Below are 26,138 nucleotides of genomic sequence, written 5' to 3'. Positions count from 1 at the left end.
CGGGAACTTGAAAGGATCTGTTCCCGTCTAAGTACAGCATGTAAAGTATGCTCTATGGTATACTTAAATAAGCGAAAAATTGTCTGTAAAGGTAGGGGAAGCGCATGCCTGATTGGGGAATAATTACAAATATGAATGCCGTTGAAGTCTTGAAAGCCATTTTGGATGTGCTTCTCGTTTGGTTTGTTGTGTATAAACTGATCACAATTATTAAAGGTACAAAAGCTGTACAGCTGTTAAAAGGAATCTTTGTCATTTTAATTGTCCGGATTCTAACTGAACTGCTTGGTCTGGATACGTTGAAATGGATGGTAGAACAAGTGCTGACGTTTGGTTTCCTGGCGGTTATCATTATCTTCCAGCCGGAACTGCGCAGAGCGCTCGAACAACTTGGACGCGGAAGATTGTTTGCTCGGACTCAAATGCAGGAGGAAGAAGAGCGGGACCGCTTAATCAGTGCATTTACTAAATCTGTGAGTTATATGGCGAAACGACGAATCGGTGCGCTGATCACAGTGGAAAAAGAAACTGGACTCAGTGAATACATTGAGACTGGGATTGCCATGAATTCGGATATTTCATCCGAATTGCTTATTAACATCTTTATTCCGAACACACCGCTGCATGATGGGGCAGTCATTGTACAAAAAAATAAAATTGCTGCAGCAGCATGTTATTTACCGCTTTCCGAAAGCCCATTCATTTCTAAGGAACTAGGAACCCGACACAGGGCAGCACTGGGAATTAGTGAAGTGACAGATGCCTTTACAATTATTGTTTCAGAAGAAACTGGAGCAGTGAGTGTGACAATTGACGGTGATATCAATCGGAATGTCACAATGGAAGAATTTGAACAGATTGTACGTCTCGCATGGTTCGGAGACACTGCAGCCGTTAGCGCTGTAAACTCCATTTGGAAATGGGGGAAGAGAAAAAATGGATAAATTTATGGATAGTCCTTGGTTTCTGCGACTGACAGCACTCGCACTTGCACTATTTCTCTTCTTTTCTGTCCGTGCAGACCAAGACAAATCATCTCTTGCAAATGTAGGAGACTCAATGGGGATCATTCGGGATGTGCCTGTTGAAGTTTACTACGACAACGAGAACCTGGTGGTTACGGGAGTTCCTGAAACTGTCAACATGACGATTTCAGGACCGGCTAATCTAGTTCAAACAACAAAGTTGATAAAAGACTTTACTTTAAAAGTTGATTTGCGAAGTATGCCGATGGGAAGCCACACAGTTCAAATTCAAACAGAAAACATTTCAGATAAAATTAATGTCGAACTGGATCCAGCAACAATTGAGGTAAATATAGAAGAAAAAATTACACAGTCGTTTAGAGTCGATCCGGAAATGAACGATAAGCTGCTGGCTGAAGATTACGAACTCGTGAAGATGGAAGTGAATCCATCGACGATCGAAGTAACAGGTGCTAAAAGTATTGTAGATGCTATCAGTTTTGTAAAAGTCTCTGTCACCGGCGATAATGGAATTGATAAGTCGTTTGAGCAAAAAGGAAGAGTTCGGGTACTCGATCGGGACTTGAATAAGTTGAATGTTTCAATTGAACCAGAAGAAGTCACTGTAAAAGTGGATGTAGAAGCGTATCATAAAGAAGTACCCATCTCGGTAAAGCAAAAAGGAAAAACGAAAGATGGAGTTACCGTCAACTCCTTAACATCTGACGAAAAAATGGTTACGTTATATGGACCCCGCAAAACGGTGGATGCAATTGATCAGCTAAACGTGGATGTAGATGTAAGTGAGCTATCTGGAAGCGGGAAGCAATCGGTTGAATTGCCTAAACCTAAAGGAATTTTGAAAATGTCGGTGGACAAAGTGAACGTTAATATTGACGTCAAAGTATCTTCAGAGGCAGAAACCGATACTACTGACGAGAAACAGGATGATGATCAAGCCAGTCTGCCGCCTTCTGAGAGCGGTTCAAATTCTGACAATGCAGCGGAGGAGCCTTCCAGTAATGGACAGGAACCTGCAACCGTTACTAAAAAGACTCGTAAATTCACTGGTATAATGATTGGGTTACAAGATCTAGATAAGAGCTTTACAGGGAATATCATAAAACCTTCAGATGGTTTAGCGGCAATTACGTTAACAGGTGAAGAAAAAGTTATCGATGCACTTACTGAGTCGGACGTTAAGGTTTTTGCTGATGCAAAAAGTGTGAACCACTCAGGAGAACACGTTTTACCAATTTTTGTGCGGGTGCCTCCGGACGTTCAGTATGAAGTGAATTTTAAAGATATTACAGTAATGGTTGAACAAGCGTAAATTACGCAGAATGGATAGGATCGAAAGGGAGAATGAAAATGACTAAGTATTTCGGTACGGATGGTGTAAGAGGCGTTGCAAATGCAGAATTGACTCCGGAATTGGCGTTTAAGTTAGGTCGTTTCGGCGGTCATGTCCTCACGCAGCATTCAACGGATGTAGCACGTGTACTTGTTGGAAAAGATACTCGTATTTCAGGCCAAATGCTTGAAAGTGCACTGATAGCAGGGCTTTTATCAACAGGAGTCGAAGTGATGACGTTGGGAGTTATCAGTACACCAGGTGTTGCCTACTTGACTCGAGCTATGAATGCTCAAGCGGGTGTAATGATTTCAGCTTCACATAATCCAGTCGAAGATAACGGCATTAAGTTCTTTGGAGCAGATGGCTTTAAGCTGTCGGATGATCTTGAATCCGAAATTGAACAGCTGCTCAATTCAGAAACAGATACATTACCGCGTCCAACTGGCGGGGACGTAGGAACCATTACAGAATACTTCGAAGGCTGCCAAAAATACAATCAGTATTTGAAACAGACAATCGATGGTGATTTTGAAGGGATGCACGTTGTACTCGATTGTGCTCACGGTGCAACTTCTACAATTGCGACACATGTATTTGCAGATTTAGAAGCTGACCTCACAACAATGGGGGCATCTCCAAATGGCTTAAACATCAATGATGGCGTTGGTTCTACACATCCTGAAGAACTTGCTAAACTTGTCCTTGAGAAAAATGCGCAGATCGGACTTGCATTTGACGGGGATGGAGACCGCTTAATCGCAGTTGATGAAACAGGAACAATTGTAGATGGGGATCAGATTATGTATGTAATCGGAAGTTATCTTCACTCTAAAGGCGCATTGAATTCAGACACGATTGTTTCAACGGTAATGAGTAATCTCGGATTCTATAAAGCGTTAGAAGAACAAGGAATCGAGAGTGCTCAAACAGCAGTGGGTGATCGTTATGTTGTTGAGGAAATGCGTAAAGGAAACTACAATCTTGGCGGCGAACAGTCAGGACATATTGTTTTACTGGACTACAATACAACAGGCGACGGCCTCATCACGGGGCTGCAGCTTGTCAATATTATGAAGCGAACAGGTAAGAAACTGTCCGAACTTACGAGCGGCATGACGATTTATCCGCAAAAACTTGTTAATATCCGAGTGACGGATAAACATGCAGTAACGGACAATGCAAAAGTCGCTGAAATTATCAAAGAAGTGGAAGTTGAAATGGCTGGAGAAGGACGTGTTCTCGTAAGACCTTCCGGTACTGAGCCATTGGTTCGGGTAATGGTCGAAGCACCTACAACTGAAGCATGTGAAAGTTATAGCACGCGAATTGTCAATGTGGTCACACAAGAAATGGGACTGGACTGACAGCAACTTATGAAGAACTGGGGTTCCTGGATTATAAAGGACTTCAGTTCTTTTTCAAAAGTAAGAAATTGAAGGGTTGCTGGGGATAAAGAGAAGTTCGTCCGTAGTTGGGAATGGGGAGGTGTAGGGGTGGACTATGATAAGTATCAAAAGCTGCTCATCGAAAAAATAGGAAATGCTTTTACGCAATGGGACCATCAGAGAATGGTGAAGGAGTCCGAACTCTATGCGTTTCTTCATACATTGAAGGGAACTGCAGGCACGATTGGTCTCGGTGATCTGGCGGAGTTTTGCAGTGCACATTTAGAAATTTTGTCTCCAGATGATGAAGCCGGTATTCCTATCTCATCATTAAAGAATTTTAAAAAGAACATTCGATTACTTGCCAACGGGAACAAAAAGAAAAGGCGGGACCTCGTGCTGCCGGAATTATATGTAAATAAGTTCGATCAAGAGACCTTCATCTTAATCATAGATGATGATTTGGAATTTGTGTCGTTTGTCAAAGAATTGCTGGAACAATTGGGGGCCCAAGTACTTGTAGCGATGAATGGTACGCGAGGGATTCAGCAATTTTACGACATGCAGCCCAATATCGTATTGATCGATCTTCAGCTTCCGGATATGACAGGGTTGGATGTATTTGAAAAAATCAAAGATACTGCAAGTGATCGTCATGTCATCTCCATTTTAATGAGCAGTCACCAAACGAATGAGGTCGTTGCACAAGCGTATGCAGCAGGTTTGATGGATTTCATTCAGAAGCCATTTGAATTAGATTTGTTTTTGCCTTACTTATTCAATCGGGATAAGCTGCAGAAGTCGATTAGCCAATCCATTACGACGGACGGTTTAACAGGCGTAGGCAATCGGAAACGTTTAGATGAGATACTTAAATATAGTGAACGGTTAACGAAGCGCTCTGGGATTCCATTCTCTGTCGTTATGATGGACTTGGATCATTTTAAAAGTGTAAATGATACATATGGACATCCTGCAGGAGATGAAGTGCTGAAGACCTTCAGCCAAGTTGCACTTAAAGAAAAACGTGAAACGGATCATATCTTCCGTTATGGCGGAGAAGAGTTTGTCATGGTCATTTCCGGTGATAAGGATGAAGCTTATACCTTAGTGGATAGAGTGCATAAGTCGTTTAATGAAATTGTTTTTGAAGAAGGAGATCGTACGTTTTCAGTTACGTTCTCTGCCGGAATCGCAGAGTATGACAGCAGAACGGAAACGCTGCTGATGGAGGCTGACCAAGCACTTTATCAGGCAAAACGCACTGGGCGTAATCAAAGCATCCTGTTTGATAAGAATCTTGTACAAGTAAAACGTAAACTGCAAGTGATCATTGTCGACGATGATCTACTGATTCGGACCATGCTGGAAGAAGAACTGAGCGGATGGGATATTCCAGATATTGAGTTATCCATCAAACTGTTTGAGGATGGGGTTACGTTTTTAGCTGCAGATTGGTATGATCCGGATACAAACTTCATTATCCTGCTAGACGGTATTATGCCAGGTATGGATGGACTGGAAGTATTGGAGCGCTTAAAGCGCAGGCCTGATACGAATAATATCCTGGTTTCGATGATGACTGCCCGAACAAGCGATGAAGACATTAAGTCTGCGCTATGGCTTGGTGCCGATGACTATATGATGAAGCCATTCCAAAATAATGAGATTCTATCTCGGATTCAAAACTTATCATCCAGAATGTTTTAATACAAAATTGACTGCACCAGGGGGATTGCTCATGGAAGATGGCAAGAAGATATTGGTGGTCGATGATGAAGAAATTTTACGGATGTTAATCGCTGATACGCTCGCTTTTGAAGGGTATACGGTGGAAGAAGCTCAAGATGGACAGGAAGGGTTTGATAAGGCGGCAACTGGCCAATTCGATGCCATTTTGCTAGATTATATGATGCCGAGGTTAACAGGGCCAGAGGTCTTGGAACGCTTACAGCCGCTCAATCTTGGAATTCCGATTATTATGCTGACTGCCAAAGCGCAACAATCAGATCGTGATTTAGCTGCCCATTTCGGAGCGGATTACTTCATGCCGAAGCCCTTCAGCCCTTCTGAACTTGTGACGCTGGTTAAACAAGTATTGGATAGTCCATCTAACTGAAAAAAACGAGGCTGGGACATAACCAGTCAAATTGAAACAAAAAGCGAGTGTTCACCGATTTTTGGTGAACACTCGCTTTTTTTCTTGTATTCTTTCCATTTGTTGATGCGTGAATGTTGTTTATGGCCGTGTATTTCCTCAAATTCACGGCCATGAATGCGAAGCCCATTTCATTTTTCACCTTCTCATTTCCCCTCACAGAGAAACGAGTGAACGCCAAATTCGCCTTCAGAAATCCAAAAACTGGTTCTACGTCGATTTTCCGTTGACCGTAGAGTGAACCTGTTTTCTCTTCTGAAAGCTTCGCTCGAATGATTGTTTTATGCATTTCCCATTTTTCATTGATATATAATTTCCGGTTGTTGCCTTCATGCGCTTTCGTACAAAGGGAGCGCAATGGACAATCGGAACAATCATCACTTTCATATACTTTGTATTCGCGTGTGAATCCGTATTTGTCGGTACGTTTTGAAAAATAGCTAAATCCTAGCCTACGGCCATTCGGACAAGTGTAGGAATCTGCATCCTCATCATAAGCCCAATTCATTGTGTTGAACGGATCTTCTTTGTATTTCTTTGTCTTTTCTTTCCGATACTGATTGTAGGTGATTAATGGGGTACGCTTTCTGTTTTCAAGGATATCTCCATAGTTCTGTTCACTGCCATAACCAGCATCTGCGACGATGTACTCCGGCAGCTCGAAGTAGTCTTTCTCGATGAGATTAAGAAACGGGATGAGTGTTCGTGTATCTGTTGGGTTTGGGTAGATATCGTAAGCTAGCGCATACTGTCCTTCTGTTGCTACTTGTACATTGTAGCCTGCCTTGAGCTGACCATTCCTCATATGATCCTCCTTCATCCTCATGAAGGTGGCGTCATAATCCGTCTTGGAATAGCTGTTACGGTCTCCGAAAATTTCCATGTGAATCCGATATTTTTCTTTACGTTGTAAAAAATCCTGGAACTTTTTCCGATACTGTTTTGGTTCCTTACGTTGCGACCGGAGCTCTTTTCGAACTTCTGTATCTTCACTTTCTTCAATTTTTTCATCGTAGATCTGTACCGTATCTTCCAGCTTGTTGAGGATGTTGGACAGGTCGTTCGTGGTAAGTTCGTCCGAACTTTCTCGTTCGATTTCCGGAATGATGTTCTTTGCCAAAAGTTCCTCATACATCTGATTTGATTTTTCCATCAGGCTCGCACTGTATCTTTCAACGGCTTTGCGCCAAACAAACGTATACTTATTCGCATTCGCTTCGAGCTTCGTTCCGTCTATGAAGATGGCTTCTTCATCAATTTGCTTTTCTTCGACAAGTCGGCAGCGGAACTGCACAAAGCATTGACGTAGAAGTTCTTTCACTTCGGGGTGAACCCGAAAGCGATTAATCGTGCGATAAGTTGGTTCGTATCCCTGAGCTAGCCACATCATCCGGACACTATCTTTCAATAGCCCTTCAATCTTCCTACCGGAAAACACAGATTGTGTGTAAGCGCAGAGCAAAACCTTCATCATCATGCGTGGGTGATAGGCGGGACAGCCAGTTTCACGCAAAAAGCCTGTGAAGGCTTCTCCAGGGATCGACTCCACGAGCTCATTCACAGCGTAGGCAATATCATCTTTCTGTAACTTCATTTCCATATCGAGCGGCAAAATTAATTGATTCATGGTATACTTTTTAAACATAGGAAGACCTCCTTAAATGGTTTGTGGTGAATCTATTTTAACAGAGTGTCTTCCTATTTTCCTATCTAAAATTCCAAAAGAACGAATCCCCAGGTTAATTCCTTAGGATTCGTTCTTTTTTATTTTACTATATCAGTTGTTAGCAACTATTTTTAGACCATCAGAGTGTACCGGAGCAGAAAAAGGCCGACTCCTGTGGGATTTAGCGCGAATGTTGAGACCCCGCAGGAAGCGATAGCGTACGAGGAGGCTCAAGCGCGCCCCGCGGAAAGCGTGCCTTTTGGAGCGCAGGGGAACGGACTATATTTTAGTTTTGTCCCAGCCTCGTTTTTTTCATGCTTTCATACTGTATTTGTTTCTTAAGTAAATGGCAGATCCATTCAAAATGAATAAGCTGATGAGCAATACAATACTGGCAGCTGCGGCAAGATGCGCATAATCTGCGACGAGTGCTGCATCCAAAGTCCAGTAGTAGATTTGCATCGGCAGCACCGTGAATCGATCTAAAATTCCTCCTGGAAACGGAATGAGTAACGCCGGTATGCCAAGAACGACAAGTGGGGCCGTCTCTCCTATGGCTCTGGATAGGGCTAAAATGGCTCCAGTTAGAATAGCAGGCAGTGCAACGGGTAAAATGACGGATTGGATGGTTTGCCACTTCGATCCCCCCAGCGCATAAGAGGCATCACCAAGCTGACTGGGTACAGACCGAAGCGCTTCTTGTGCGGCGACTATAACGATTGGAAGAATCAGCAGTGATAAAGTCAGTCCTCCCGCTAGCACAACACTTCCGAACCCGAGGGCTCTCACAAAAACGGTTAATCCTAGAATTCCATAGACGATGGAAGGGACGCCTGCGAGATTGCCGATGTTGGTTTGTATAAACGTTCGGATCCTGCCGCTTTTTGAATAGAGTTCCAAGTAAACGGCTGAACCGATTCCGACCACCATGGTTACAGGAACAACAACGGCAAGCAGCCAAAATGTACCGAGTACGGCTCCCATAATTCCTGCCTTTTCAGGAGAGGTGGAAAAACGTCCTGTTAGAAAATCCAGTGAAAGCCAGTTTAATCCTTCAGATGTGATTCTGACCAGCAAGATCCCCATGATGAGGATTCCAAACAGAGCAGCTGCACCAAAGAGAATTTTAGCCGAACGGTCTGCGAGCAGTCGGTAACGAATTCTGGATGGACTGGACGGCTGTCGGGTATGGAGCATTTTAATAGACCTCCCGAAACTTGCGTGCGATTTTTCCTGCAAGTAAATTCATCAGTAATGTTGTTGCAAATAGAGTCATTGCGACCGCATAAAGACTGTAGTAAACAGTAGAACCTGCTGCTGCATCACCGCTAGTGACTTCAACGATATAGGCGGTCATCGTTTGCATGGACTCTGTAATATCGAACGTAAAGTTCTTGGAACTGCCGCTGGCAATGGCAACAATCATCGTTTCCCCGAGTGCACGTGATATACCGAGAACGAAGGAAGCGATAATACCGGAAAGCGCAGCCGGCACGACTACTTTCACTGCCGTTTCTAATTTAGTGGCACCAAGTGCTGCAGAACCTTCACGCATAGCTTCAGGTACAGACCGCATCGCATCTTCTGAAAGCGAAGCAATCATCGGTATGATCATCACACCCATTACCAAACCGGGACTTAAGATATTCGTTGCTTCAAGACTGGGAATCCATTGACGGAGCAAAGGCGTAACAAATGTGAATGCAAAGAATCCGTAGACGATCGTAGGGACGCCGGCCAATAGTTCTAGTGAAGGCTTTAGAATGCTTCGAACTCGTTTAGACGCATATTCACTCAAATAGATGGCTGCCATAAGACCGATTGGTCCTGCAACCAAGATTGCAATTCCAGATGAAACAAGGGTCCCCATTACAAGCGGGAGTATCCCGTATTCCGGTGTTTGACTCAGTGGTTTCAACACAGTTCCTGTAAAGAACTCGATTATCGGAACTGCTTTGAAAAACTCAATGGTTTCGGTCATCAGAATGATGAGAATCCCTACCGTCGTAAAGACGGATAGGGAAGCAAGCAAGAACAGAAATCGCGGAATATACGTTTCAAGCGTTTTTCTGAAGGTCTTCTGGTTTTGATTGTGACGGATGAGGTCACGGATACTGTTGCTGCTTGAGCCTGCTGGGAATGGAGATGTCATAGCCTCTCCTCCTTTTCTGCGATGAATGGCGGTATCTTACTTATCACCCAGTGTATTCAAGAAATCCAAGTTCTCTTTACTTTCAGCTTCAGGAATTGGAGCAAACCCAGTTTCCCCAGCCATCTTGTTGGCATTCTCTAACACATATTTAGCATAATCAAGTACTTGAGGCTTTTCTTTTGCATGCCCTACATTCAAATACGTAAAGACGGGGCGAGTGAAAGTTGCATAATCGCCATCTTCAGCAATTGTTTCAAGGGATGGTTCAACGGGACCGTTCCCAAAGTCGACAGGTACTGCTTGAAGCTTCTCTTGGTTGCCTGCATAGTATCCAAATCCGAAGAATGCGATACCATTCTTGTCTTCAGAGACAAGTGTGACGAGAGTCGAGTAGTCTTGCTGCAAATTGACAGAAGGCTTTAAATCTTGTTCTTCTAAAACTTTCTCATAGAAGAATTCGTAAGTTCCGTGGTTTTCATTAGGTCCCATGGCTTTAATTTCTTCGTCTGGCCAAGAAGGGTCCAGATCCGACCACTTAGTGATGTCACTGTCTGCTGTGAAAATGCTAATGAGTTGTTCAGGTGTCAGCTGATCCACCCAGTCATTGTCCTTGTTGACAACGAATGTGAGACCATCCAGTGCGAGTTTGAGTTCTTTCACTTCAATTCCCGCATCCTCTGCCGCTTGAGTCTCTTCATCTTTTATATTACGAGAAGCATCATTGAAATCTGTTCCATCTTTCACAAGGAATTTCTTGAATCCAGCACTTGTTCCAGCACGGCTCACTTCTACAGATACACCCTCTTGTTCTTCTAACATGTAGTTTTCAGCGAGTTTCGCCATGAGCGGATAAACCGTTCCAGAGCCATCGATGAGAACACTGCCTTCAAGTTCCGCAGATGCATTGGCGGAAGCTGTGCCGCTTTCCTCATTCTTTGCGTTACAAGCAGTAAGTGTGAGAGCCGCCACTCCGATAAGAATGGAGTTTTTAATGGATTTGATCAATGAATGTTCTCCCCTTTGTTTATGTTTTGTGTGCCTTTCAACTTTTAGTATAGGGATGGAGTGTAAAGGCAGTATGGGAGAAGTGTAAAGACTGTGTAAAGATGAGGGGGAGGTGGGGAGCCGGGGTGTGCGGCGAGAGGGAACCCGCTCGTTCAGGGGACGAACCCGCTCGTTGTGCGAGGGAACCCGCTCGTTGCGGGAGGGAACCCGCCCGTTCCCGGGACGAACCCGCCCGTTGCGGGAGGGAACCCGCTCGTTCCGGGGACGAACCCGCTCGTTGTGCGAGGGAACCCGCCCGTTCCCGGGACGAACCCGCTCATTGCGGGAGGGAACCCGCCCGTTGCGGGAGGGAACTCGCTCGTTCCGGGGTCGAACCCGCTCATTCCGGGTCCGAACCCGCCCGTTCCCGGGACGAACCCGCTCGTTGCACGAGGGAACCCGCCCGTTCCCGGGACGAACCCGCTCGTTGCGGGAGGGAACCCGCCCGTTCCCGGGACGAACCCGCTCGTTGCGGGAGGGAACCCGCCCGTTCCCGGGACGAACCCGCTCGTTGCGGGAGGGAACCCGCCCGTTCCCGAGACGAACCCGCTCGTTGCGGGAGGGAACCCGCTCGTTCCGGGGCCGAACCCGCTCGTTGCGGGAGGGAACCCGCCCGTTCCCGGGACGAACCCGCTCGTTGCGGGAGGGAACCCGCTCGTTCCCGGGACGAACCCGCTCGTTGCGGGAGGGAACCCGCCCGTTCCCGGGCCGAACCCGCTCGTTGCGGGAGGGAACCCGCCCGTTTCGACGTCGAACCCGCTCGTTCTGCGAGGGAACCCGCCCGTTCCCGGGACGAACCCGCTCGTTCTGCGAGGGAACCCGCCCGTTCCCGGGCCGAACCCGCTCGTTGCGGGAGGGAACCCGCCCGTTCCCGCGGCAAACCCGCTCGTTCCCGAGACGAACCCGCCCGTCCCGCGCGGTAACCGACCACAAAAAAAGCCGCCAGGCGATGCAGGAAACTTCCTGCACACCCAGTGACTCACGTTACTCAACGGTTGGATATAAAATTCGCCCGTCTTCTGCTTTCAACGTCGTTGCAACAGTTTCAGAAAGCGTACGAAGCGGATACGGCTTCGTCATATAATGACTGATCCCGAACTTGCGTGTCAATTCTTCTTCTCGTTCCAACGCGGAAGAGATAATGATCGGAATATGGCGTGTCTCCGCATCATCCTTCAATATGCCGATTAAATCCCAGCCCTTCAATTCTTCTTTCAGCATTAAGTCGATAACCATACAATCGGGCTTATTCTTTTTCGCGTAGGCAAACGAACTGGCTACATCTTGGAATTGGAAAACTTCATACTCATGTGCTTTCAATTCTTCTTCTAACAACAAAGCGATACTTGGATCATCCTCGACCACCACGATGGCGGGTAAGTCAGAGCGCTCAGGCAATCGGTTCTGAACAGGCTTTATAGGAATTGTAAAACTCACTGCAGTCCCCACATTCTCTTCCGACTCCACCGTGATCTCGCCGCCATGTTTTTCAACGATTTTACGGCAAATCGCAAGCCCCAATCCTGTACCTCCGATTTTTCTTCTATACGTATTGTCAAACCGATAAAACTTTTCAAACATATGCTTCAATTCATCCGCGGGTATCCCAATACCTTGATCCTGGATGGTGACTTTTAAATGATCCCCTTGTTCGCTAAGCTTTACAAGAACATCCCCGCCGTCAGGAGAGAATTTAATGGCGTTGCTCAGTAAATTCGTAAAGACTTGGATGAGACGGTCGGGATCCCCCATACATATAGGATGATGCTCGTTTGCCTCTAGCGTAATCGAATGGTTCTCGTGGTTCGGGAAATTGTGAATCGTCTGTTGAGCAATATCTGCAATATTTACTTCTTGCATCGTGTACTCCTGGTTTCCAGATTCCATGCGCTGCACATCTAAAAAGTCATTAATCAAAGAGGTGAGACGTTTTGCTTCTTTATAAATTGCATCCAGATATCGGGAGCGCCGAGTGTTATCCATTTCTTTGCCAATCAACAATTCGGTAAATCCGAGAATACTTGATAAAGGTGTGCGCAATTCATGGCTGACTGTTGAGACGAGTTCTGTTTTCATTTTATCGACTTCAAAAGCTTGGGTGATATCCCGGTGGACAAACAGCGTTCCAATCCGTTGTCCTTCATAATGTACAGGAGATCCGTAGAGTGTAATTACTTTTGGCTCTGATCCTTCAACTGTATAGACAGTTTCAGCAAGCCCAGTACTCTCGTCTTCGAGTGAAGCATTGATGAAGGTTGTAAGGGCTTCTGGATTCGTAGATAGTTCAGCCATACGTTCTTTCCAGTCCTGCTGTTCAAGTGTTTCAGCCTGCTGATTAATTAAGAATGAAAGGGCCTGATTCACTTGGACAGGTCTGCTTTCCATAGAAATGAATTGAATGCCTTCTTCCAGGTTATCCAATATTGTCTGATTCAATTGGCGCTCTCTGCTAATGAGTTCATGCTGATCGATTCGGTCGATAGCAAACGAAACTCGATTCGCAAGCGCAAACAAATCCGCCTGATCTTCCGGTGAAAATTCTCGTGTTGAGCTGCTTAGAACAAACAAGGCCTTAAAGGTATGTCCAGTAAACTGGGGTGCTGTGTAAAAGTCATAAGCAATCGTCCCGTCTTCACTTTCCCGTTCAATCTGGAAGTAAGGTTCTGTCTTTAATCGTTCAAGTGCTTCTTTGGCAAGGTCATCAGGATAACTCGCATAAGCCTCTTCTGAAAACCCTTGTAACACGTGCTGATCTGTCGAAGGCAGATAGATCATGCCTTGGTCAATGACAAACAATGTATCCAAATAGTTGAGAGTTGAGGTTGCAATTCCTTTTGCATCGTCTGAGAAAGATAACTGATGACTCAGTCCGTTATAGCGCTCCAACCGGACTTTAGCCAGTTTCGCTTCAGCGAGCGCTTCTTCAAGTTGATTTTTCTGAACGAATAATTCATCCTGCTGGGATAGCAATTCTTCTTGTTGAGACAAAAGCTCCTCGTTTTGCGCCAGCAATTCTTGTTCTTTCACTTGAATTGTTCCCATCATTCCAGCAAATGAACGGGATAGTGATCCGAGCTCATCTTCACGGACTATGGGTTCGTAATTGACGTCCTGATCGGTCATATAGCGTTCTGTTGCAGTTGTCATGGATTCAATGGGAGAAATAAGTTTACGGACGACTCGCCAGTTAAAGAAAATCAGGAACAGAAGTGCAGCGATGCCTACAAATAGAATGGCTGCATAAAGCTGGTTTAGCTGCCGCTCAGATTTTTGATAAAAGTCATCTCGAGCGTTCTGTGCTTGCTGTTCGTACTGGTCTGCATACTTAATGAACTGATTGACTGAAAGGTTAGTTCCAGCCCCAGACAATTCCCGCAAGCCTTCGTAGTCGTCGTTGTCTACAAATTCTATGGCTTTCGGAAGGACAACCTTTTCAAAGTTGGAAATGAATCCATGAATCTCCGTGGTGAATTGCTGTTCCTCCTCTGTTAACTCAATCGAATTCAATCGATTGTTTAAGGCATCGATTTTACGAAGTTCTTCATGGGCCAATTTCAATTCATGCTCGAATTTAAATGCGTAAAATCCCCGTGTGCGAAAAAAGAGGTTCGAGATGCTGTCGGAGAGTTCGCTGATGACCTCTGCTTTTTCAGTTTGTGCAACGAGTTCTTCACTGCGCTGCTCGAACATGGAGGTACTGTAGAAATACGCTGCCCCAAGTAATAGCAGCAATCCGATCGAAAGTGCTGCAATGATTCTCATATAATAGGTACGAATGCTCTTCTTGCGCACGGTACACCTCGTCATCTTCTAATTTGATATTCCTATTCTACCATGCTAGTACGTTTTGCGTAGGGAATTTTTCTGCAAATTAAAAATATAAAAAAAGCTGTTCCCTCACGTAAGAAGGGAACAGCCTGTTCATCATTCATCCAAATCTTCCATTTACATAATCATCGGTCAAGCGGCTGGAAGGACGCTCGAAAATGACTTCGGTCCGGTCATATTCGACGACTTCTCCATGCAGGAAAAAGGCAGTGCGATCGGAAATCCGTGCAGCTTGCTGCATATTGTGCGTAACGATGACAATAGAGACATCTTTTTTTAACTCGCCAATCAATTCTTCCACTTTGTTCGTCGATACAGGGTCCAGTGCGGAAGTGGGTTCGTCCATGAGTAAGACAGAAGGTTCAATTGCAAGTGAACGGGCAATGCAAAGCCGCTGCTGCTGGCCGCCGGATAACCCGAATGCGCTGGCAGAAAGACGATCTTTGACTTCATCCCAAAGTGCAGCTTTTTTTAAGCTGTTTTCTACGATTTCATCCAGCATCGCCTTTTTACGAATCCCGTGTAATTTGGGTCCATAGGCTACATTGTCATAAATTGATTTTGGAAACGGATTTGGCTTTTGGAATACCATACCAACTTCAGATCGCAAGCGTTCCACGGTGGCATTCAGCAAATCCATTTCTTTAAACTGGGCAGATCCGGAAATACGTACAGCAGGATTGGTTTCCACCATGCGGTTTAGCGTTTTTAAATACGTGGACTTCCCGCATCCGGATGGTCCGATGATTGCCGTTACTTCGTTTTGAAAGATGGTCAAATCGATATTTTTCAGTGCGTGAGTGTCTCCATACCAAACATTCAAATCTGCCGTTGTAAAAATCGCTGCGGGCGCTTCAGTTCGTTCAACAACCCGCAACCGAGTGGTGGGTCGGTAATTCGTTAATGTTGTCATGCTCGCTGCCCCTCTCTTGTAACTTCTCCATCAGTATAGAGAAGAATTGTTGAGAGCGTGTGAAGGCAATGTAAAGATTGTGTAAAGTTGAATCACTCGAAAATGTATTTGAGAGCTTTTAATGCTTGGTCGGGTGTTTCTACAGTCGCATGAGCTTTTCTAGAAAGTTCTTTAAGTGCATGATGATGCTCATGCGGACGTATTAATATCAATGGTTTGTTGAGTGCAACTGCTGTACTTGCATCCATGGCTGTGTTCCATTGCTTATACTTTTCACCGAATAACGCGATGACCAAGTCACTTTTCTTAAGCAGCAATTCAGTCCGCAAGTTATTGAAGCTCGAGGCTGCAGCATCTTTAGCAACGGCATCGTGCTGCTTGCCTAGGATTTCTTCACCGATATTGTCCGAACGGTCGTGGTCTTCCATAGGTCCGTAAAATGTGACAGGCAACTTCAGAGCCGCTGCTTTTTCCTTAATCTCATCACGCCACGAACTGTGAATTTCACCTGCTAAGTAAATCGATAATTCCATTTGAATCTCCCCCTTGAGTCTAGTGATTTCATTGTAGCAGAATATTGCCTCAAATTGTCGCGGCGAGTACAATAAGGAAAAGGAGTGCGATGGGGATATGAAAACAATCTGGCATAATGGCATGATTTATACGATGGAAAAAGTGGGTGAGACGGTAGACGCTGTATTAACGGAAGATGGGACAATTGTTGAAGCAGGGAGCTTCGATACGTTACGAACGCAGGCAGATAATGAAGTGGACTTGCATGGGGCTGTCATGTATCCGGGGTTCATCGATAGCCATATGCATATGATTGGGCATGGGAGCCGGCTGCTGCAATTGGACCTGTCATATGTGAATTCTGCGGAAGATATGCTTGGCAGACTGAAAGAGGCAAGTGCAGATCATCCGGCAGGCGAGTGGTTCACTGCGGACGGATGGAACGAAAATAACTTCTTAGACCGTCGGATTGTGACCCGCTCAGAGTTGGACTCAATCAGTACGTCTCCAATGTTTTTAAAGCGCACATGCCGTCACGCTGCTCTTGCCAATTCGAAAGCGTTAGAACTGGCGGGTATTACGAAAGACACACCTGATCCGGGTAACGGTACGATTGTGAGGGATGAGTCGGGAGAAGCGACGGGACTATTACTTGAAGGGGCTGCGGATCTGGTAGAAGCAGTTATTCCGGTGCCGGATGAAGCGGTACTCACTCGTGCATTACAGGCGTCCGTTGAAGACTTGCTAGCTCGCGGAATTACAGGCGCTGTGACGGATGACCTTGGGTATTATGAAGACTATCGCAACCCGCTTCAGGCGTTTCGGAATGTGATCGGTGAGGACAAGCTGAAATTCCGTGCACATTTGCTGCGTCGTTCCACAGTCTTTCAATTACTAATGGAAGACGAAGCGACGTATGATGAACCTTGGATTCACGGCGGGGAAATGAAATTCTTCATCGACGGGGCGCTTGGGGGGCGAACAGCACTGTTGAACGAGCCGTATTCAGATGACCCAGAGAATTCAGGGATGGCAGTACTGACAGATGAAGAAATCCGGAAAAACGTTGAGCTTGCACGGCATTATGGTGAAGCGGTCGCCGTGCATACAATCGGTGATAAAGCATTGGAAAAGTTGCTGGATGTAATTGAAGTAAACCCGCCGGCAGCAGGGAAGCGGGACCGAATCATCCATGTCAATGTACTGAGTGACGAGCTGGTCGATCGCCTGGAGAAACTTCCGGTCATTCTCGACATTCAGCCAGTATTTGTGCCATCTGATTTCCCATGGGTCAAAGACCGTCTCGGAGAAGAACGGATGGCCTGGGCATACGCATGGAAAAAGCTAATCGACCGCGGCTTTATCTGCGGAGGGGGATCAGATGCCCCAGTTGAAGAAGTGGACCCGCTGCTCGGAATCTATGCAGCTGCATACCGGCGCAAGCCAGGAGAAACGCACGGAGGCTATTTGCCGGAAGAGAAATTGAGCCGTTATGAATCTGTGGCACTGTTTACTTCAGGAAGTGCAGCAACCATGGACAAAGCAGACAGCCGCGGGAAAATCGCAAAAGGCTTCGATGCCGATTTTACCATTTTAGATCGTGATCTGTTAACTGTGGACAGTGAAGACATGCTGAAAGCGAAAACCGTTATGACTGTTGTGGCGGGAGAGATCATGTATAAAGGGAAATAAAACTTGAACTTCTAGACTCATGCCTTTAAATGAGACTAGAAGTTTTTACTATTAAGTTCTTTGGTTACTATTAGATAGTTCAAACGAGGTGGTATGATAAGTAAAAGCAGTCTATATTATTTTTTCCTAGAACTAAAAAATAAAAATATGCAGGTGATCTATGATGATAAAAAGTTTGGAGAGTTTATCAAAGAAATTATTTTTCTATACGATAAACAACAAAATTTATCAAGTGAGCGAAAGGTTACTGGATTTAACAGGATATAACGAGTGTGAACTAAAAGGGATATCTCTAATAGAATTAGACGAGTTATTAAAATCTGAACATCAGCTATCATTCCAGAACCTGAAAAATCAACATTATTTTTATATTTTTAATAACGATAATATGCCAATCGAAGTTAACGTCAGTGTTAAAACCTTAGATGAAGAAAACCATAAAGTTTATTACTTTGAAGAACAGAATAATTCAGCGCTAGAATTCTTGTTGACTAATTATAGCGGCAGCGGAACAAATGATAATGGATCTACAGCAATCTATAGCTATCCAGATTGTATACTGCTCAGCCATGATGAAAATTACCTCACAACATTGCGTTTAATGGATATTGACTCTCCGAATCCGATAGGGAACTGTCCAACTTTCCCATCAAATATTTCGGACTTACTAAAACAAGGGACTTCATTTCATGAATTTGAGGTGGAATCAAACGGACCTGGCGGATCAGCGACTTATTGGGACATCCATGTAAAAGTGATAAAGGAAGATGAAACCAAACGATATGCAGTCACTTCTTTTTATGATGTTACGGAGAAAACTCAAGAAAGAAAACTTCTCGAAAAGCAAAAAAGCGAAATGGAATTCATATTAAACAATATGTCAGATGTCGTAAATGGTATAGATAAGGATGGTAAATTGAAAGTAGAAGAATATAAAGCGGTGCAAGAAAGTGTAGAAGAAATTTCTATGTACTATGCGTCATTTTCTCACAAGGACTATAAAATAAATTATCTCAATCAGTTTGCATTTCAAGCATTTAAAGAAGAATGGCCAGAGATAAAAACAGAGTCGGATATAATCGGTAAAAACTTTTTTAACTACTACAGAGCCGAGGATTTAGAGGACTTAATCCGCGATATTAATAAATCGATTGAAGCTGAATCCTCGTATCTGCACAAATTAGAGTTTATTAAAGATGGAATCACCTATCATACGAAAACAATTTTTCAGCCAATTATCAATCAAAATAATGAGGTAGAAAAGATCATTGCTTTAGGAATCGATATATCGGATGAAGAACTAGCGAACAAAAGTATGGGGAAACTCCTGAAAGCTCAAGAAGAACTATTCATCAATACCTCTCATGAACTCAAAACCCCCTTAACTGTAATATTCAGTGGTGCTCAATTGTTAAATTTATATTTGGAAAATGATACGTTAGACGACTGTAAAGAAGATATTCTATCTATTAATAAAAGCACAATACGAAATTGCTATAGGCTGACCAGACTCATAAATAATATATTGGACATTGCAAAATTAGATTCCGGACTTCATGAATTAAACGTAACTAATTACAACGTAGTCGAAATTGTAGATGATATTGTGGAATCAGTTTCAGAATACACAAAGTCGAAAGGTATAAAAATTATATTTGACCCCGACATCGAAGAGCTGATTATGGCAGTAGATGTTTATATATTTGATAGGATTCTGCTTAATCTGATTTCCAATGCAATTAAATTCTCGATTCCGGGTAAAGCTATATTAATAAGGCTAGTGAAAAAAGACAACCACACTGTAAGGATCTCAGTAACAGATGAAGGCATAGGAATAGAGCAAGAGAATTTAGAAGCGATTTTTGATAAATTCACGCAACTGAATAGGAACTTAAATCGTATAGCGGAAGGGACCGGACTGGGGTTGCCCATAGCTAAATCTTTAGCCGAACTTCATGGAGGCAATTTAAGTGTAGAGAGTACTTTAGACGTAGGGAGTACATTCACCGTAGAACTTCCTATTAAGAGATTCGATAAGAGAAATGATACTCAATTCCGAAAGAGCAGCATGGATAGAGATGAATTGATAAAATATGAGTTCTCAGATATTTATTTATAAAAGAAAGTGTGATGTGTAATAGAAGACCTGATAGGAATGCAGCAGCTACAAAGTGGACATGTATGAGAGGCAGCCATGAGAATTCCGTTTGCAAGTGTTTTTAAAATCTCAGACAAAGCATCATCTATGGACAAGCCGGATGGTCATGGCAGAGATTTTGGATTAAGCTAAAAAGATGAGGGAGCATAATCGGAAATAATTCAAAGCAATCATACATGCAATGTGGCCGAAAAGAAAAGGTGTCATTGCTTCACAGCTTGAACACATTCATACCTAATTCATAATCGGGGAGCGTGGTTACGATGTTACTATCGGAAGCGTGGCAAAAATACAAATCCGATAAAAGAATTGAAGGCTATTCAACTTTAACGTTGAAAACATACGGGTATCAATATGATCTGTTAACGCGCTATTTGGGAGATGTCCACATGGGAGAGATCACAACAGATAACTTGAAACAGTATTTAGGAGAAGCTGCGGAACATTTGAAACCATCCAGTTTAGGCCACCGTGTACGATTTGTAAAATCACTATTCAGATGGACCCATGAAGAAGGCTATATTGTGAAAAATCCGGCGTCTAAGTTAAAGGAGCCAAAGATAGGAAAGCGTGTTCCGAGATTCCTAACCAAACATGAAATTGAACATCTCCGTGAAAGCTGCCAGACATCCAGGGAGAATGCCTTATTTGAATTTTTCTACTCGACCGGCTGTCGAATCGGTGAAGTGGCAAAATTGAACCGGGATGATATTGACTTCGCGGGAAACTCGGTCATTGTCCATGGGAAAGGGGACAGAGAGAGGGAAGTGTATTTTAATGTTCGCTGTGCCATCTGGTTAAAGCGATATTTAGACGAACGCAAAGACGAGGATCCCTGCTTATTTGCTACAGAACGGAATCCGATTAAGCGAATGAGCATAGATTCGTTAAGATACGTAGTGAAACAGATATCGAATCGGGCGGACATTAAAAAGACGATTCATCCCCATCAGTTGCGCCACAGCTATGCGACGCATATGATCGATACCGGGGCTCCGCTTGAAGTGATTCAAAGCCTGCTGGGGCACGAAAAAAGTGAAACCACGAGAATATATGCTCAACTAAGTGGGAAACTGAGTTACGATCTCTACACCAAATACTTTTAAAGGGTATTTTTACCTGGAGAGTATTTCAATTATTGGCAGATGTGTTAAAATTGAATGAATAGTATAAATGACGGTTGCGGTGTAGAACTTTAAGGAGTCACTATACCGCAAACGGGCCAGATCAAAGAATAATTTTAGTTTTTATATCGAACAATTCTAGATAATTTCTTACTACATAGGGGGAATAATATGTATATTAATACTGAGAGAAGTACCGTGAATTATAATAAACTAAATGTAAATACCATGTATCATAATACGAAGGAATCTAACGGGAGTAAAAATTCACCAATGGATAAGGTGGAAATTTCTAATAAGAATAAAATTAGTACAAACATATTGAGCATAGATAAGGGGACAGCGGCTGACACAACGCTTTATGTGGATAGATCTACTTTTGAAAGAATCGCAGAATATACTACAAATAATCCTGATTGTCGGTGGAGTGAAATAGGAGTTGATTCAGAAAAGCGTTGGATAGTTGTAAATGGACAACGTTTTGAAACTCCATTAAGTGAGGAAGAAAAGGCAGCAGCGAAAAGATCACAAATGACACTTCTAGATCACTTGCAAGAGTACGAAAAACATAAAGAAGAAACTTTGTCTAAAGATAAGGTAGTAATTGATTTCACTAATAAAGAAAACCCTTCTAGTAATAAAGAAAATCCGAAAATAATAAGTTTGTTGCAAAATGATAAAGTAATGGAAATGCTTAAAAATATATCTAAAGCAACGAAAGGAAAAATATCTATATCTTCCAGTTTATAGTTGTTTGATTATGAATAAGCGTCGCTTGCTAGTTGGGCAAAATTTTAGCAATCGGGCGCTTTTCTTGAATTAGGATCTGCGCCCATTATTGCAGAATCTGGCCAAATTGATTAAGATCTACATCCAAAAGGGGCGATAATATGACGCACAAAACTGCTAGTGAATGGTTGGAAGATAAAGGATTATCTTATACAGAAATTGATTTTATTGAGACAATACTAACTTCTACATCTACTGCTAAAATTCTTGGTAATAAATTGACGGAGATTAATCAAACAGTTTACAAGTCATTCCCTGACAAAAAAGCCGAAATTGATCCGAATTTAACATTTTTGCAATTTGAGAGTTTGTTATGTGATAACGGAATATTTATTGATATAAATGAAGTATTGATTAGATATAAAACACAAGGCTTTTGTGTGGAACTGTGCAATCAATTATTAGACGGCCATTTAATTAAGCAGTAAATCCATTAACAGGAGTGATTGCTTCACAAGTAATCGCTCAAATACCGCAAAAGGGCCAATTTGAGAAGTAAAGACTGTGTAGGAGGTAGAAATCAAATGGGTATAGGAAACATTGTCTTAATGGGAATTGTGGTTCTGCTAATACTATTATTTTTCATATCGTTTATGCTATTTATCAGAAGAACTTTAATAAATTCGGGAACTAAAGCAAATCAAAGTGCAAATATGGAAGAAAAATTAGATAGAATTATTGAACTGTTAGAGAACGAAAAAGTGAGTAAGTAAAACCGCTTAATGCAGTTATCGGGCGCGTTTGTGGAACATCGATTTGCCAACATGATCGAATTTTCTATAGCCCAGCTATGAATCAACAAAAAGAATCCATTCTGAACACGAACTGTTCAGAATGGATTCTTTTGATGTTCTAACTATTCATCACCCGCGGAATGGCCACCAGACACCACGGCCGAACGATACGGTGATCGCCGGAATCAGAAGCGGCAGAATGATGAGGCCATACAGCAAGAGACCTGTAATGACAATTGTTGCAATCTGCACGAGGCTCAAGACGCCGGATGGCATCATTGCACCGAACGTACCGGCCAAGATGACAGCTGCGGTGATGATGACTGTCCCCATTTTCGCCATGGAAATCTTCAATGCATCGGCAATCGTACTTCCTTTGATGCTCTCTTCACGGAAACGGTCGAGCAGGAAGATCGAATAGTCGACACCGAGAGCAATTAGCATGATGAATCCGAAGAATGGAACTGCCCAGCTGATGCCGTCATAACCGAGACCATTCACAAAAATCAATTCCGTCACGGAAATTGCTGTGTAGTATGTGAGCAGCAATGACCCGATCATATACAGCGGCATGATTGCGGAGCGGAATAGAATCGTCAATACGACGAACAGTCCGACCAGCATAATAACCACAGTCCGGGTGAAGTCTTGTGATGAAATATCATCAAGGTCTGAGTTCATGCTGGAAATCCCTGCGAATGCAACTTCCGTATCTTCAAATGGCGTGCCGATGACAGAAGTTCTTACGCTGTCCTTGATCGCATGTACGGTTGCAATCGATTCGCGGGCATAAGGATCATCTTTCAAGATGACTTCCATGAGAATTCCGGTTTCATCGCCAAACGTATACCGATCGATGACTGGTTGGAACTCTTCTTCGCCGAGTGTGCCTGCGGGAATGTAGATTCCTGTATCGCGGATACTTGGTGTTTCACTCATATCTTTCAGCATATCTGTCACTTCTGTGAGGCCTTTGCTGATTTCAGTGAGACCATTTTTAGAATCAGTGACGCCTTTGGCAAGTTGACCAAGTCCTTCGCTCAGCTGCCCGATCTGAGAACCGGACCCTTCAATCTGGCCTGCAGCACCATTCAAACTTGATGAAATCTTACCGAGTTCTGTACTTAGTGCGTTCAAACCGCCTGCAGCCTGGGCAGCCGGCATTCCTTGCGACAGTCCTCCAGCAATTTGTCCGAGCTGGTCGTTGATTTGCCCAATCCCTTGTGCAGCCTGACGTAATCCGGCACCGCCTGACGATGCTTCAGTTCCAGACGGCAGCTGGCTTGCAACATCGTTCAGACCACCTTCGACTTGACCCAATCCGTCTTGAACGCTTTTAATGCCGTCGTTCGCTTCTTTTAAGCCATCGGAGATTAACCCTAACTGCTTATCGACATTTAAATCATCGATCTGTTCACCCGTTGGACGAGTAATCGTACGGACGGATTTCACTCCATCCACTTTCTCCAAGTTACGGCTGATTGTCTCTAAGTAAGGGATGTCTTTTTCATCAACAATTGAATTTTTGTCTTTCAAAATGACCTGAACTGGAAGAGAATCCCCTTTCCCGAATCCTTCTGAAATCAAATTCAACCCTTTCACGGATTCTTTCGACTGATCAATTTCATCCACAGTATTAAAAGAAAGGTCGTTGTCGTATGTCAGCAATAATGGCACTGTGATGACAGCGACGATTGCCATCGAGAGCAATGGACGTGAAACCGACAGCTTGCTGAAACGGATCCACAATTTACTGTCATTGTGAGTCGTAGCTTGTTTTGCTGGCCAGAACAATTTGTCTTTCAGCAGCATCATGAACAATGGAACAACTGTGAATAACACGATGATCAGAACCGCAATTCCGACTGCAACCGCAACTGCGGATTTAAAGATTGGGAAATCCGCGAATCCGATTGCGGCAAATCCGATGAATACCGCAAGTGAGCTGATAAACAATGTTCGGCCAGCGGTTTTGTACGTATTCACAATCGCTTCCTGGATTTCATGCCCTTCAATCAATTCTTCTTTGTACCGGCTCAAGAGCAGGATACAATAATCGGTTCCGAGACCGAATAGAATCGCAACAAGGAAAATCTGCGTGTAGTTGGAGACCGGGAATCCGAACCAATCCACAAAGAATGCTACGAGAGATTGGCTCAGTAAGTAGGTAATCCCAACTGCGATCAATGGAACGATTGGGGTCACGATTGAACGGAACACGATAAGCAGCAAAGCAAAGATGAGGACAACGGTAATGACTTCCGTTTTCTTCAATCCTTCTTGCGCGCTGTCGTTCACATCATTATTGATAATGGCTTCGCCCGTTAAATAGACAGTTGTGTCTTTCGGCAGCATTTCAGAACGGATTTTATCGCTCAGATCGATGATTTCTTCTTCTGAACCATCTACTGTAATCGGAACGAGCACCGTCTTTTTATCTTCAGAGACGAGTTGGTCTTCAATCTCTTTGCTTTCAAACGGATCCATGACAGCAGTCACGGGCTTTCCTAAATCTGAAATCTCTTTCGCTGTGGTCTGGACTGCTTTCTTGTCTTCATCTGAAACGGCTTTGTCAAAGTCATAGACGAGTGAAAGCGTATCTTCTGAAGCACCTGCTTTTTCTAAGATATCCGCAGCTTTTTGTGAATCGGCGTCATCGGCCAATTGGAAAGAGCCGGCTTCTTCTGCCTGTTTCGCAAGATCTGGAGCAACGAACAGTAATCCGATCGCAAGACCGAGCAGGACGATGAAGATCGGCCATCTGAATTTCAATATCGTTTTCATTGGTCATACTCCCTCATTTGTAAAATATCTTTCAGTTTGCGGAACGTGCTAACGAATTGAACCAATTCCTCTTCCGAAATTTCATCCGTAAATAGGTTAGCGATTGTTTCATTTATAGCCGTATTGGACGCAGCAAGTATGTCTTGGCCGGCATCTGTCAGACGTACCACTTTTGCGCGCTGGTCTTGTTCGGAACGTTCTGTCCGCACTAATCCTTTGTCATCGAGTTTCTTCAATCGAGCTGTAATAGCACTTTTGTGCACACCCTGTAAATCAGCGAGTTTACTATTCGACAAGGAGCCATACGCAGCTAAAAACTTCAATGTTTGAATTTGCTCTGGAGAATACTCTTTCCATATTGGCGATTGAACTGATTTTAGGAAATGCTCAGTTCCATAAATGATCACTTCCTCGAATAACTCAATCGCTTCTAATAACGTCTCTTTCATAACCAGTTCACCCCCTAAACTATTCACTAGTTTAGGGGATAAACTATCGAACGTCAACTAGAAAGTTTTGAATTGGTTCTGCCCATATTAGTGCTTACTTCAGATGTGATAAACTATTACAGAGACACGTATGTGAGTAGTGTATATTTTAATTAGTTCCGCTGGTTGCAGCGGAAATCCATACTGGTATACAAACTAATAGAAAAGGAGTGGGAACGATGGACGGTAAAAACAGAAGTGATATTCATCCGGGATTAAAAGTGGCAGTCATTTTAAAGAAAGACCAAAGAAGCGGTGTGAAAACAGAGGGCGTTGTCAAAGACTTGCTGACAAATTCAGCTCATCATCCTCACGGTATCAAAGTTCGTCTTGAGGATGGACAAGTCGGCAGAGTATGTGACATTTTAGATAACTAAAAAGCTCTATT

The 26,138-nt window shown here is 43.6% G+C and carries 22 protein-coding genes; 12 read left to right on the top strand and 10 right to left on the bottom strand.

Annotation, left to right across the window (positions count from 1 at the left end):
- Positions 1–104 precede the first annotated feature (104 nt).
- The 5 genes from cdaA to PGH26_RS14490 all read left to right on the top strand — a co-directional run bounded on the left by cdaA (position 105) and on the right by PGH26_RS14490 (position 5,826).
- The gene (cdaA, locus tag PGH26_RS14510) at positions 105–944 is read left to right on the top strand and encodes a diadenylate cyclase CdaA (RefSeq protein ID WP_323691748.1); all 840 of its coding nucleotides are present in this window, start codon (positions 105–107) and stop codon (positions 942–944) included.
- On the top strand, positions 937–2,298 hold the full coding sequence (locus PGH26_RS14505; protein WP_323691747.1) for a CdaR family protein: 1,362 nt from the start codon (positions 937–939) through the stop codon (positions 2,296–2,298). Before cdaA ends, PGH26_RS14505 begins: the two co-directional genes overlap by 8 nt.
- A 38-nt stretch (positions 2,299–2,336) precedes the next feature.
- Positions 2,337–3,686, top strand: a complete 1,350-nt coding sequence (gene glmM / locus PGH26_RS14500; protein ID WP_323691746.1) for a phosphoglucosamine mutase — start codon at positions 2,337–2,339, stop codon at positions 3,684–3,686.
- 129 nt (positions 3,687–3,815) lie between these two features.
- Positions 3,816–5,417 carry a diguanylate cyclase gene (locus PGH26_RS14495; RefSeq protein WP_323691745.1) on the top strand — a complete coding sequence of 534 codons (1,602 nt, stop codon included), beginning with the start codon at positions 3,816–3,818 and terminating at the stop codon, positions 5,415–5,417.
- Between the two features lie 31 nt (positions 5,418–5,448).
- On the top strand, positions 5,449–5,826 hold the full coding sequence (locus PGH26_RS14490) for a response regulator transcription factor (RefSeq protein ID WP_323691744.1): 378 nt from the start codon (positions 5,449–5,451) through the stop codon (positions 5,824–5,826).
- Here the strand turns inward: PGH26_RS14490 and PGH26_RS14485 are convergent.
- The 8 genes from PGH26_RS14485 to PGH26_RS14450 all read right to left on the bottom strand — a co-directional run bounded on the left by PGH26_RS14485 (position 5,819) and on the right by PGH26_RS14450 (position 16,001).
- Positions 5,819–7,510, bottom strand: coding sequence for an IS1182 family transposase (locus tag PGH26_RS14485; protein ID WP_323691743.1), 1,692 nt, complete (start codon positions 7,508–7,510; stop codon positions 5,819–5,821). The genes PGH26_RS14490 and PGH26_RS14485 overlap by 8 nt on opposite strands.
- Before the next feature lie 333 nt (positions 7,511–7,843).
- Positions 7,844–8,728: a phosphate ABC transporter permease PstA gene (pstA, locus tag PGH26_RS14480; protein WP_323691742.1), complete on the bottom strand. Its 885-nt coding sequence runs from the start codon at positions 8,726–8,728 to the stop codon at positions 7,844–7,846.
- Between the two features lies 1 nt (position 8,729).
- Positions 8,730–9,683, bottom strand: a complete 954-nt coding sequence (pstC, locus tag PGH26_RS14475; protein ID WP_323691741.1) for a phosphate ABC transporter permease subunit PstC — start codon at positions 9,681–9,683, stop codon at positions 8,730–8,732.
- A gap of 36 nt (positions 9,684–9,719) precedes the next feature.
- Entirely contained in the window at positions 9,720–10,685 is a 966-nt protein-coding gene (locus PGH26_RS14470) for a PstS family phosphate ABC transporter substrate-binding protein (protein WP_323693537.1), read from the bottom strand.
- A gap of 155 nt (positions 10,686–10,840) precedes the next feature.
- Positions 10,841–11,698 carry a ribosomal eL19 family protein gene (locus tag PGH26_RS14465; RefSeq protein ID WP_323691740.1) on the bottom strand — a complete coding sequence of 286 codons (858 nt, stop codon included), beginning with the start codon at positions 11,696–11,698 and terminating at the stop codon, positions 10,841–10,843.
- A 13-nt stretch (positions 11,699–11,711) separates the two neighbouring features.
- Positions 11,712–14,519: an ATP-binding protein gene (locus PGH26_RS14460; RefSeq protein ID WP_323691739.1), complete on the bottom strand. Its 2,808-nt coding sequence runs from the start codon at positions 14,517–14,519 to the stop codon at positions 11,712–11,714.
- Positions 14,520–14,655: 136 nt separating this feature from the next.
- Positions 14,656–15,468, bottom strand: coding sequence for a phosphate ABC transporter ATP-binding protein PstB (gene pstB, locus PGH26_RS14455; protein WP_323691738.1), 813 nt, complete (start codon positions 15,466–15,468; stop codon positions 14,656–14,658).
- 92 nt (positions 15,469–15,560) lie between these two features.
- Positions 15,561–16,001: a YtoQ family protein gene (locus PGH26_RS14450; RefSeq protein ID WP_323691737.1), complete on the bottom strand. Its 441-nt coding sequence runs from the start codon at positions 15,999–16,001 to the stop codon at positions 15,561–15,563.
- Between the two features lie 97 nt (positions 16,002–16,098).
- Here PGH26_RS14450 and PGH26_RS14445 point away from each other — a divergent pair, with 97 nt between their 5' ends.
- The 6 genes from PGH26_RS14445 to PGH26_RS14420 all read left to right on the top strand — a co-directional run bounded on the left by PGH26_RS14445 (position 16,099) and on the right by PGH26_RS14420 (position 22,457).
- Positions 16,099–17,673: an amidohydrolase gene (locus PGH26_RS14445; RefSeq protein WP_323691736.1), complete on the top strand. Its 1,575-nt coding sequence runs from the start codon at positions 16,099–16,101 to the stop codon at positions 17,671–17,673.
- A 163-nt stretch (positions 17,674–17,836) separates the two neighbouring features.
- Positions 17,837–19,792, top strand: a complete 1,956-nt coding sequence (locus tag PGH26_RS14440; protein ID WP_323691735.1) for a PAS domain-containing sensor histidine kinase — start codon at positions 17,837–17,839, stop codon at positions 19,790–19,792.
- A gap of 302 nt (positions 19,793–20,094) precedes the next feature.
- Complete coding sequence (locus tag PGH26_RS14435; protein ID WP_323691734.1) at positions 20,095–20,937, top strand: tyrosine-type recombinase/integrase; 843 nt, start codon at positions 20,095–20,097, stop codon at positions 20,935–20,937.
- 189 nt (positions 20,938–21,126) lie between these two features.
- On the top strand, positions 21,127–21,705 hold the full coding sequence (locus PGH26_RS14430) for a hypothetical protein (RefSeq protein ID WP_323691733.1): 579 nt from the start codon (positions 21,127–21,129) through the stop codon (positions 21,703–21,705).
- A gap of 140 nt (positions 21,706–21,845) precedes the next feature.
- Positions 21,846–22,172, top strand: a complete 327-nt coding sequence (locus PGH26_RS14425) for a hypothetical protein (protein WP_323691732.1) — start codon at positions 21,846–21,848, stop codon at positions 22,170–22,172.
- 96 nt (positions 22,173–22,268) lie between these two features.
- Positions 22,269–22,457 carry a DUF4083 domain-containing protein gene (locus PGH26_RS14420; protein ID WP_323691731.1) on the top strand — a complete coding sequence of 63 codons (189 nt, stop codon included), beginning with the start codon at positions 22,269–22,271 and terminating at the stop codon, positions 22,455–22,457.
- Positions 22,458–22,607: 150 nt separating this feature from the next.
- Here the strand turns inward: PGH26_RS14420 and PGH26_RS14415 are convergent, their stop codons facing one another.
- Entirely contained in the window at positions 22,608–25,262 is a 2,655-nt protein-coding gene (locus PGH26_RS14415) for an MMPL family transporter (RefSeq protein ID WP_323691730.1), read from the bottom strand.
- Positions 25,259–25,711: a MarR family winged helix-turn-helix transcriptional regulator gene (locus tag PGH26_RS14410; RefSeq protein WP_323691729.1), complete on the bottom strand. Its 453-nt coding sequence runs from the start codon at positions 25,709–25,711 to the stop codon at positions 25,259–25,261. The genes PGH26_RS14415 and PGH26_RS14410 overlap by 4 nt, the downstream gene beginning before the upstream one ends.
- A 218-nt stretch (positions 25,712–25,929) precedes the next feature.
- Here PGH26_RS14410 and PGH26_RS14405 point away from each other — a divergent pair, with 218 nt between their 5' ends.
- Positions 25,930–26,127, top strand: coding sequence for a YwbE family protein (locus PGH26_RS14405; RefSeq protein ID WP_323691728.1), 198 nt, complete (start codon positions 25,930–25,932; stop codon positions 26,125–26,127).
- The last annotated feature ends 11 nt before the right edge of the window (positions 26,128–26,138 follow it).

The sequence above is a fragment of the Sporosarcina jeotgali genome (assembly GCF_033304595.1).
GTDB lineage: Bacteria > Bacillota > Bacilli > Bacillales_A > Planococcaceae > Sporosarcina > Sporosarcina jeotgali.
This window is presented reverse-complemented; position numbering and strand designations above follow the sequence as displayed.

Bases quoted from the DNA above. Each gene is read 5' to 3' on its own strand.
- PGH26_RS14405 (WP_323691728.1), top strand. From the start codon at position 25,930: ATGGACGGTAAAAACAGAAGTGATATTCATCCGGGATTAAAAGTGGCA.
- cdaA (WP_323691748.1), top strand. From the start codon at position 105: ATGCCTGATTGGGGAATAATTACAAATATGAATGCCGTTGAAGTCTTG.
- PGH26_RS14485 (WP_323691743.1), bottom strand. From the start codon at position 7,510: ATGTTTAAAAAGTATACCATGAATCAATTAATTTTGCCGCTCGATATG.
- pstA (WP_323691742.1), bottom strand. From the start codon at position 8,728: ATGCTCCATACCCGACAGCCGTCCAGTCCATCCAGAATTCGTTACCGA.
- PGH26_RS14420 (WP_323691731.1), top strand. From the start codon at position 22,269: ATGGGTATAGGAAACATTGTCTTAATGGGAATTGTGGTTCTGCTAATA.
- pstB (WP_323691738.1), bottom strand. From the start codon at position 15,468: ATGACAACATTAACGAATTACCGACCCACCACTCGGTTGCGGGTTGTT.
- PGH26_RS14440 (WP_323691735.1), top strand. From the start codon at position 17,837: ATGATAAAAAGTTTGGAGAGTTTATCAAAGAAATTATTTTTCTATACG.
- PGH26_RS14505 (WP_323691747.1), top strand. From the start codon at position 937: ATGGATAAATTTATGGATAGTCCTTGGTTTCTGCGACTGACAGCACTC.
- PGH26_RS14410 (WP_323691729.1), bottom strand. From the start codon at position 25,711: ATGAAAGAGACGTTATTAGAAGCGATTGAGTTATTCGAGGAAGTGATC.
- glmM (WP_323691746.1), top strand. From the start codon at position 2,337: ATGACTAAGTATTTCGGTACGGATGGTGTAAGAGGCGTTGCAAATGCA.
- PGH26_RS14450 (WP_323691737.1), bottom strand. From the start codon at position 16,001: ATGGAATTATCGATTTACTTAGCAGGTGAAATTCACAGTTCGTGGCGT.
- PGH26_RS14445 (WP_323691736.1), top strand. From the start codon at position 16,099: ATGAAAACAATCTGGCATAATGGCATGATTTATACGATGGAAAAAGTG.
- PGH26_RS14435 (WP_323691734.1), top strand. From the start codon at position 20,095: ATGTTACTATCGGAAGCGTGGCAAAAATACAAATCCGATAAAAGAATT.
- pstC (WP_323691741.1), bottom strand. From the start codon at position 9,683: ATGACATCTCCATTCCCAGCAGGCTCAAGCAGCAACAGTATCCGTGAC.
- PGH26_RS14490 (WP_323691744.1), top strand. From the start codon at position 5,449: ATGGAAGATGGCAAGAAGATATTGGTGGTCGATGATGAAGAAATTTTA.
- PGH26_RS14425 (WP_323691732.1), top strand. From the start codon at position 21,846: ATGACGCACAAAACTGCTAGTGAATGGTTGGAAGATAAAGGATTATCT.
- PGH26_RS14415 (WP_323691730.1), bottom strand. From the start codon at position 25,262: ATGAAAACGATATTGAAATTCAGATGGCCGATCTTCATCGTCCTGCTC.
- PGH26_RS14430 (WP_323691733.1), top strand. From the start codon at position 21,127: ATGTATATTAATACTGAGAGAAGTACCGTGAATTATAATAAACTAAAT.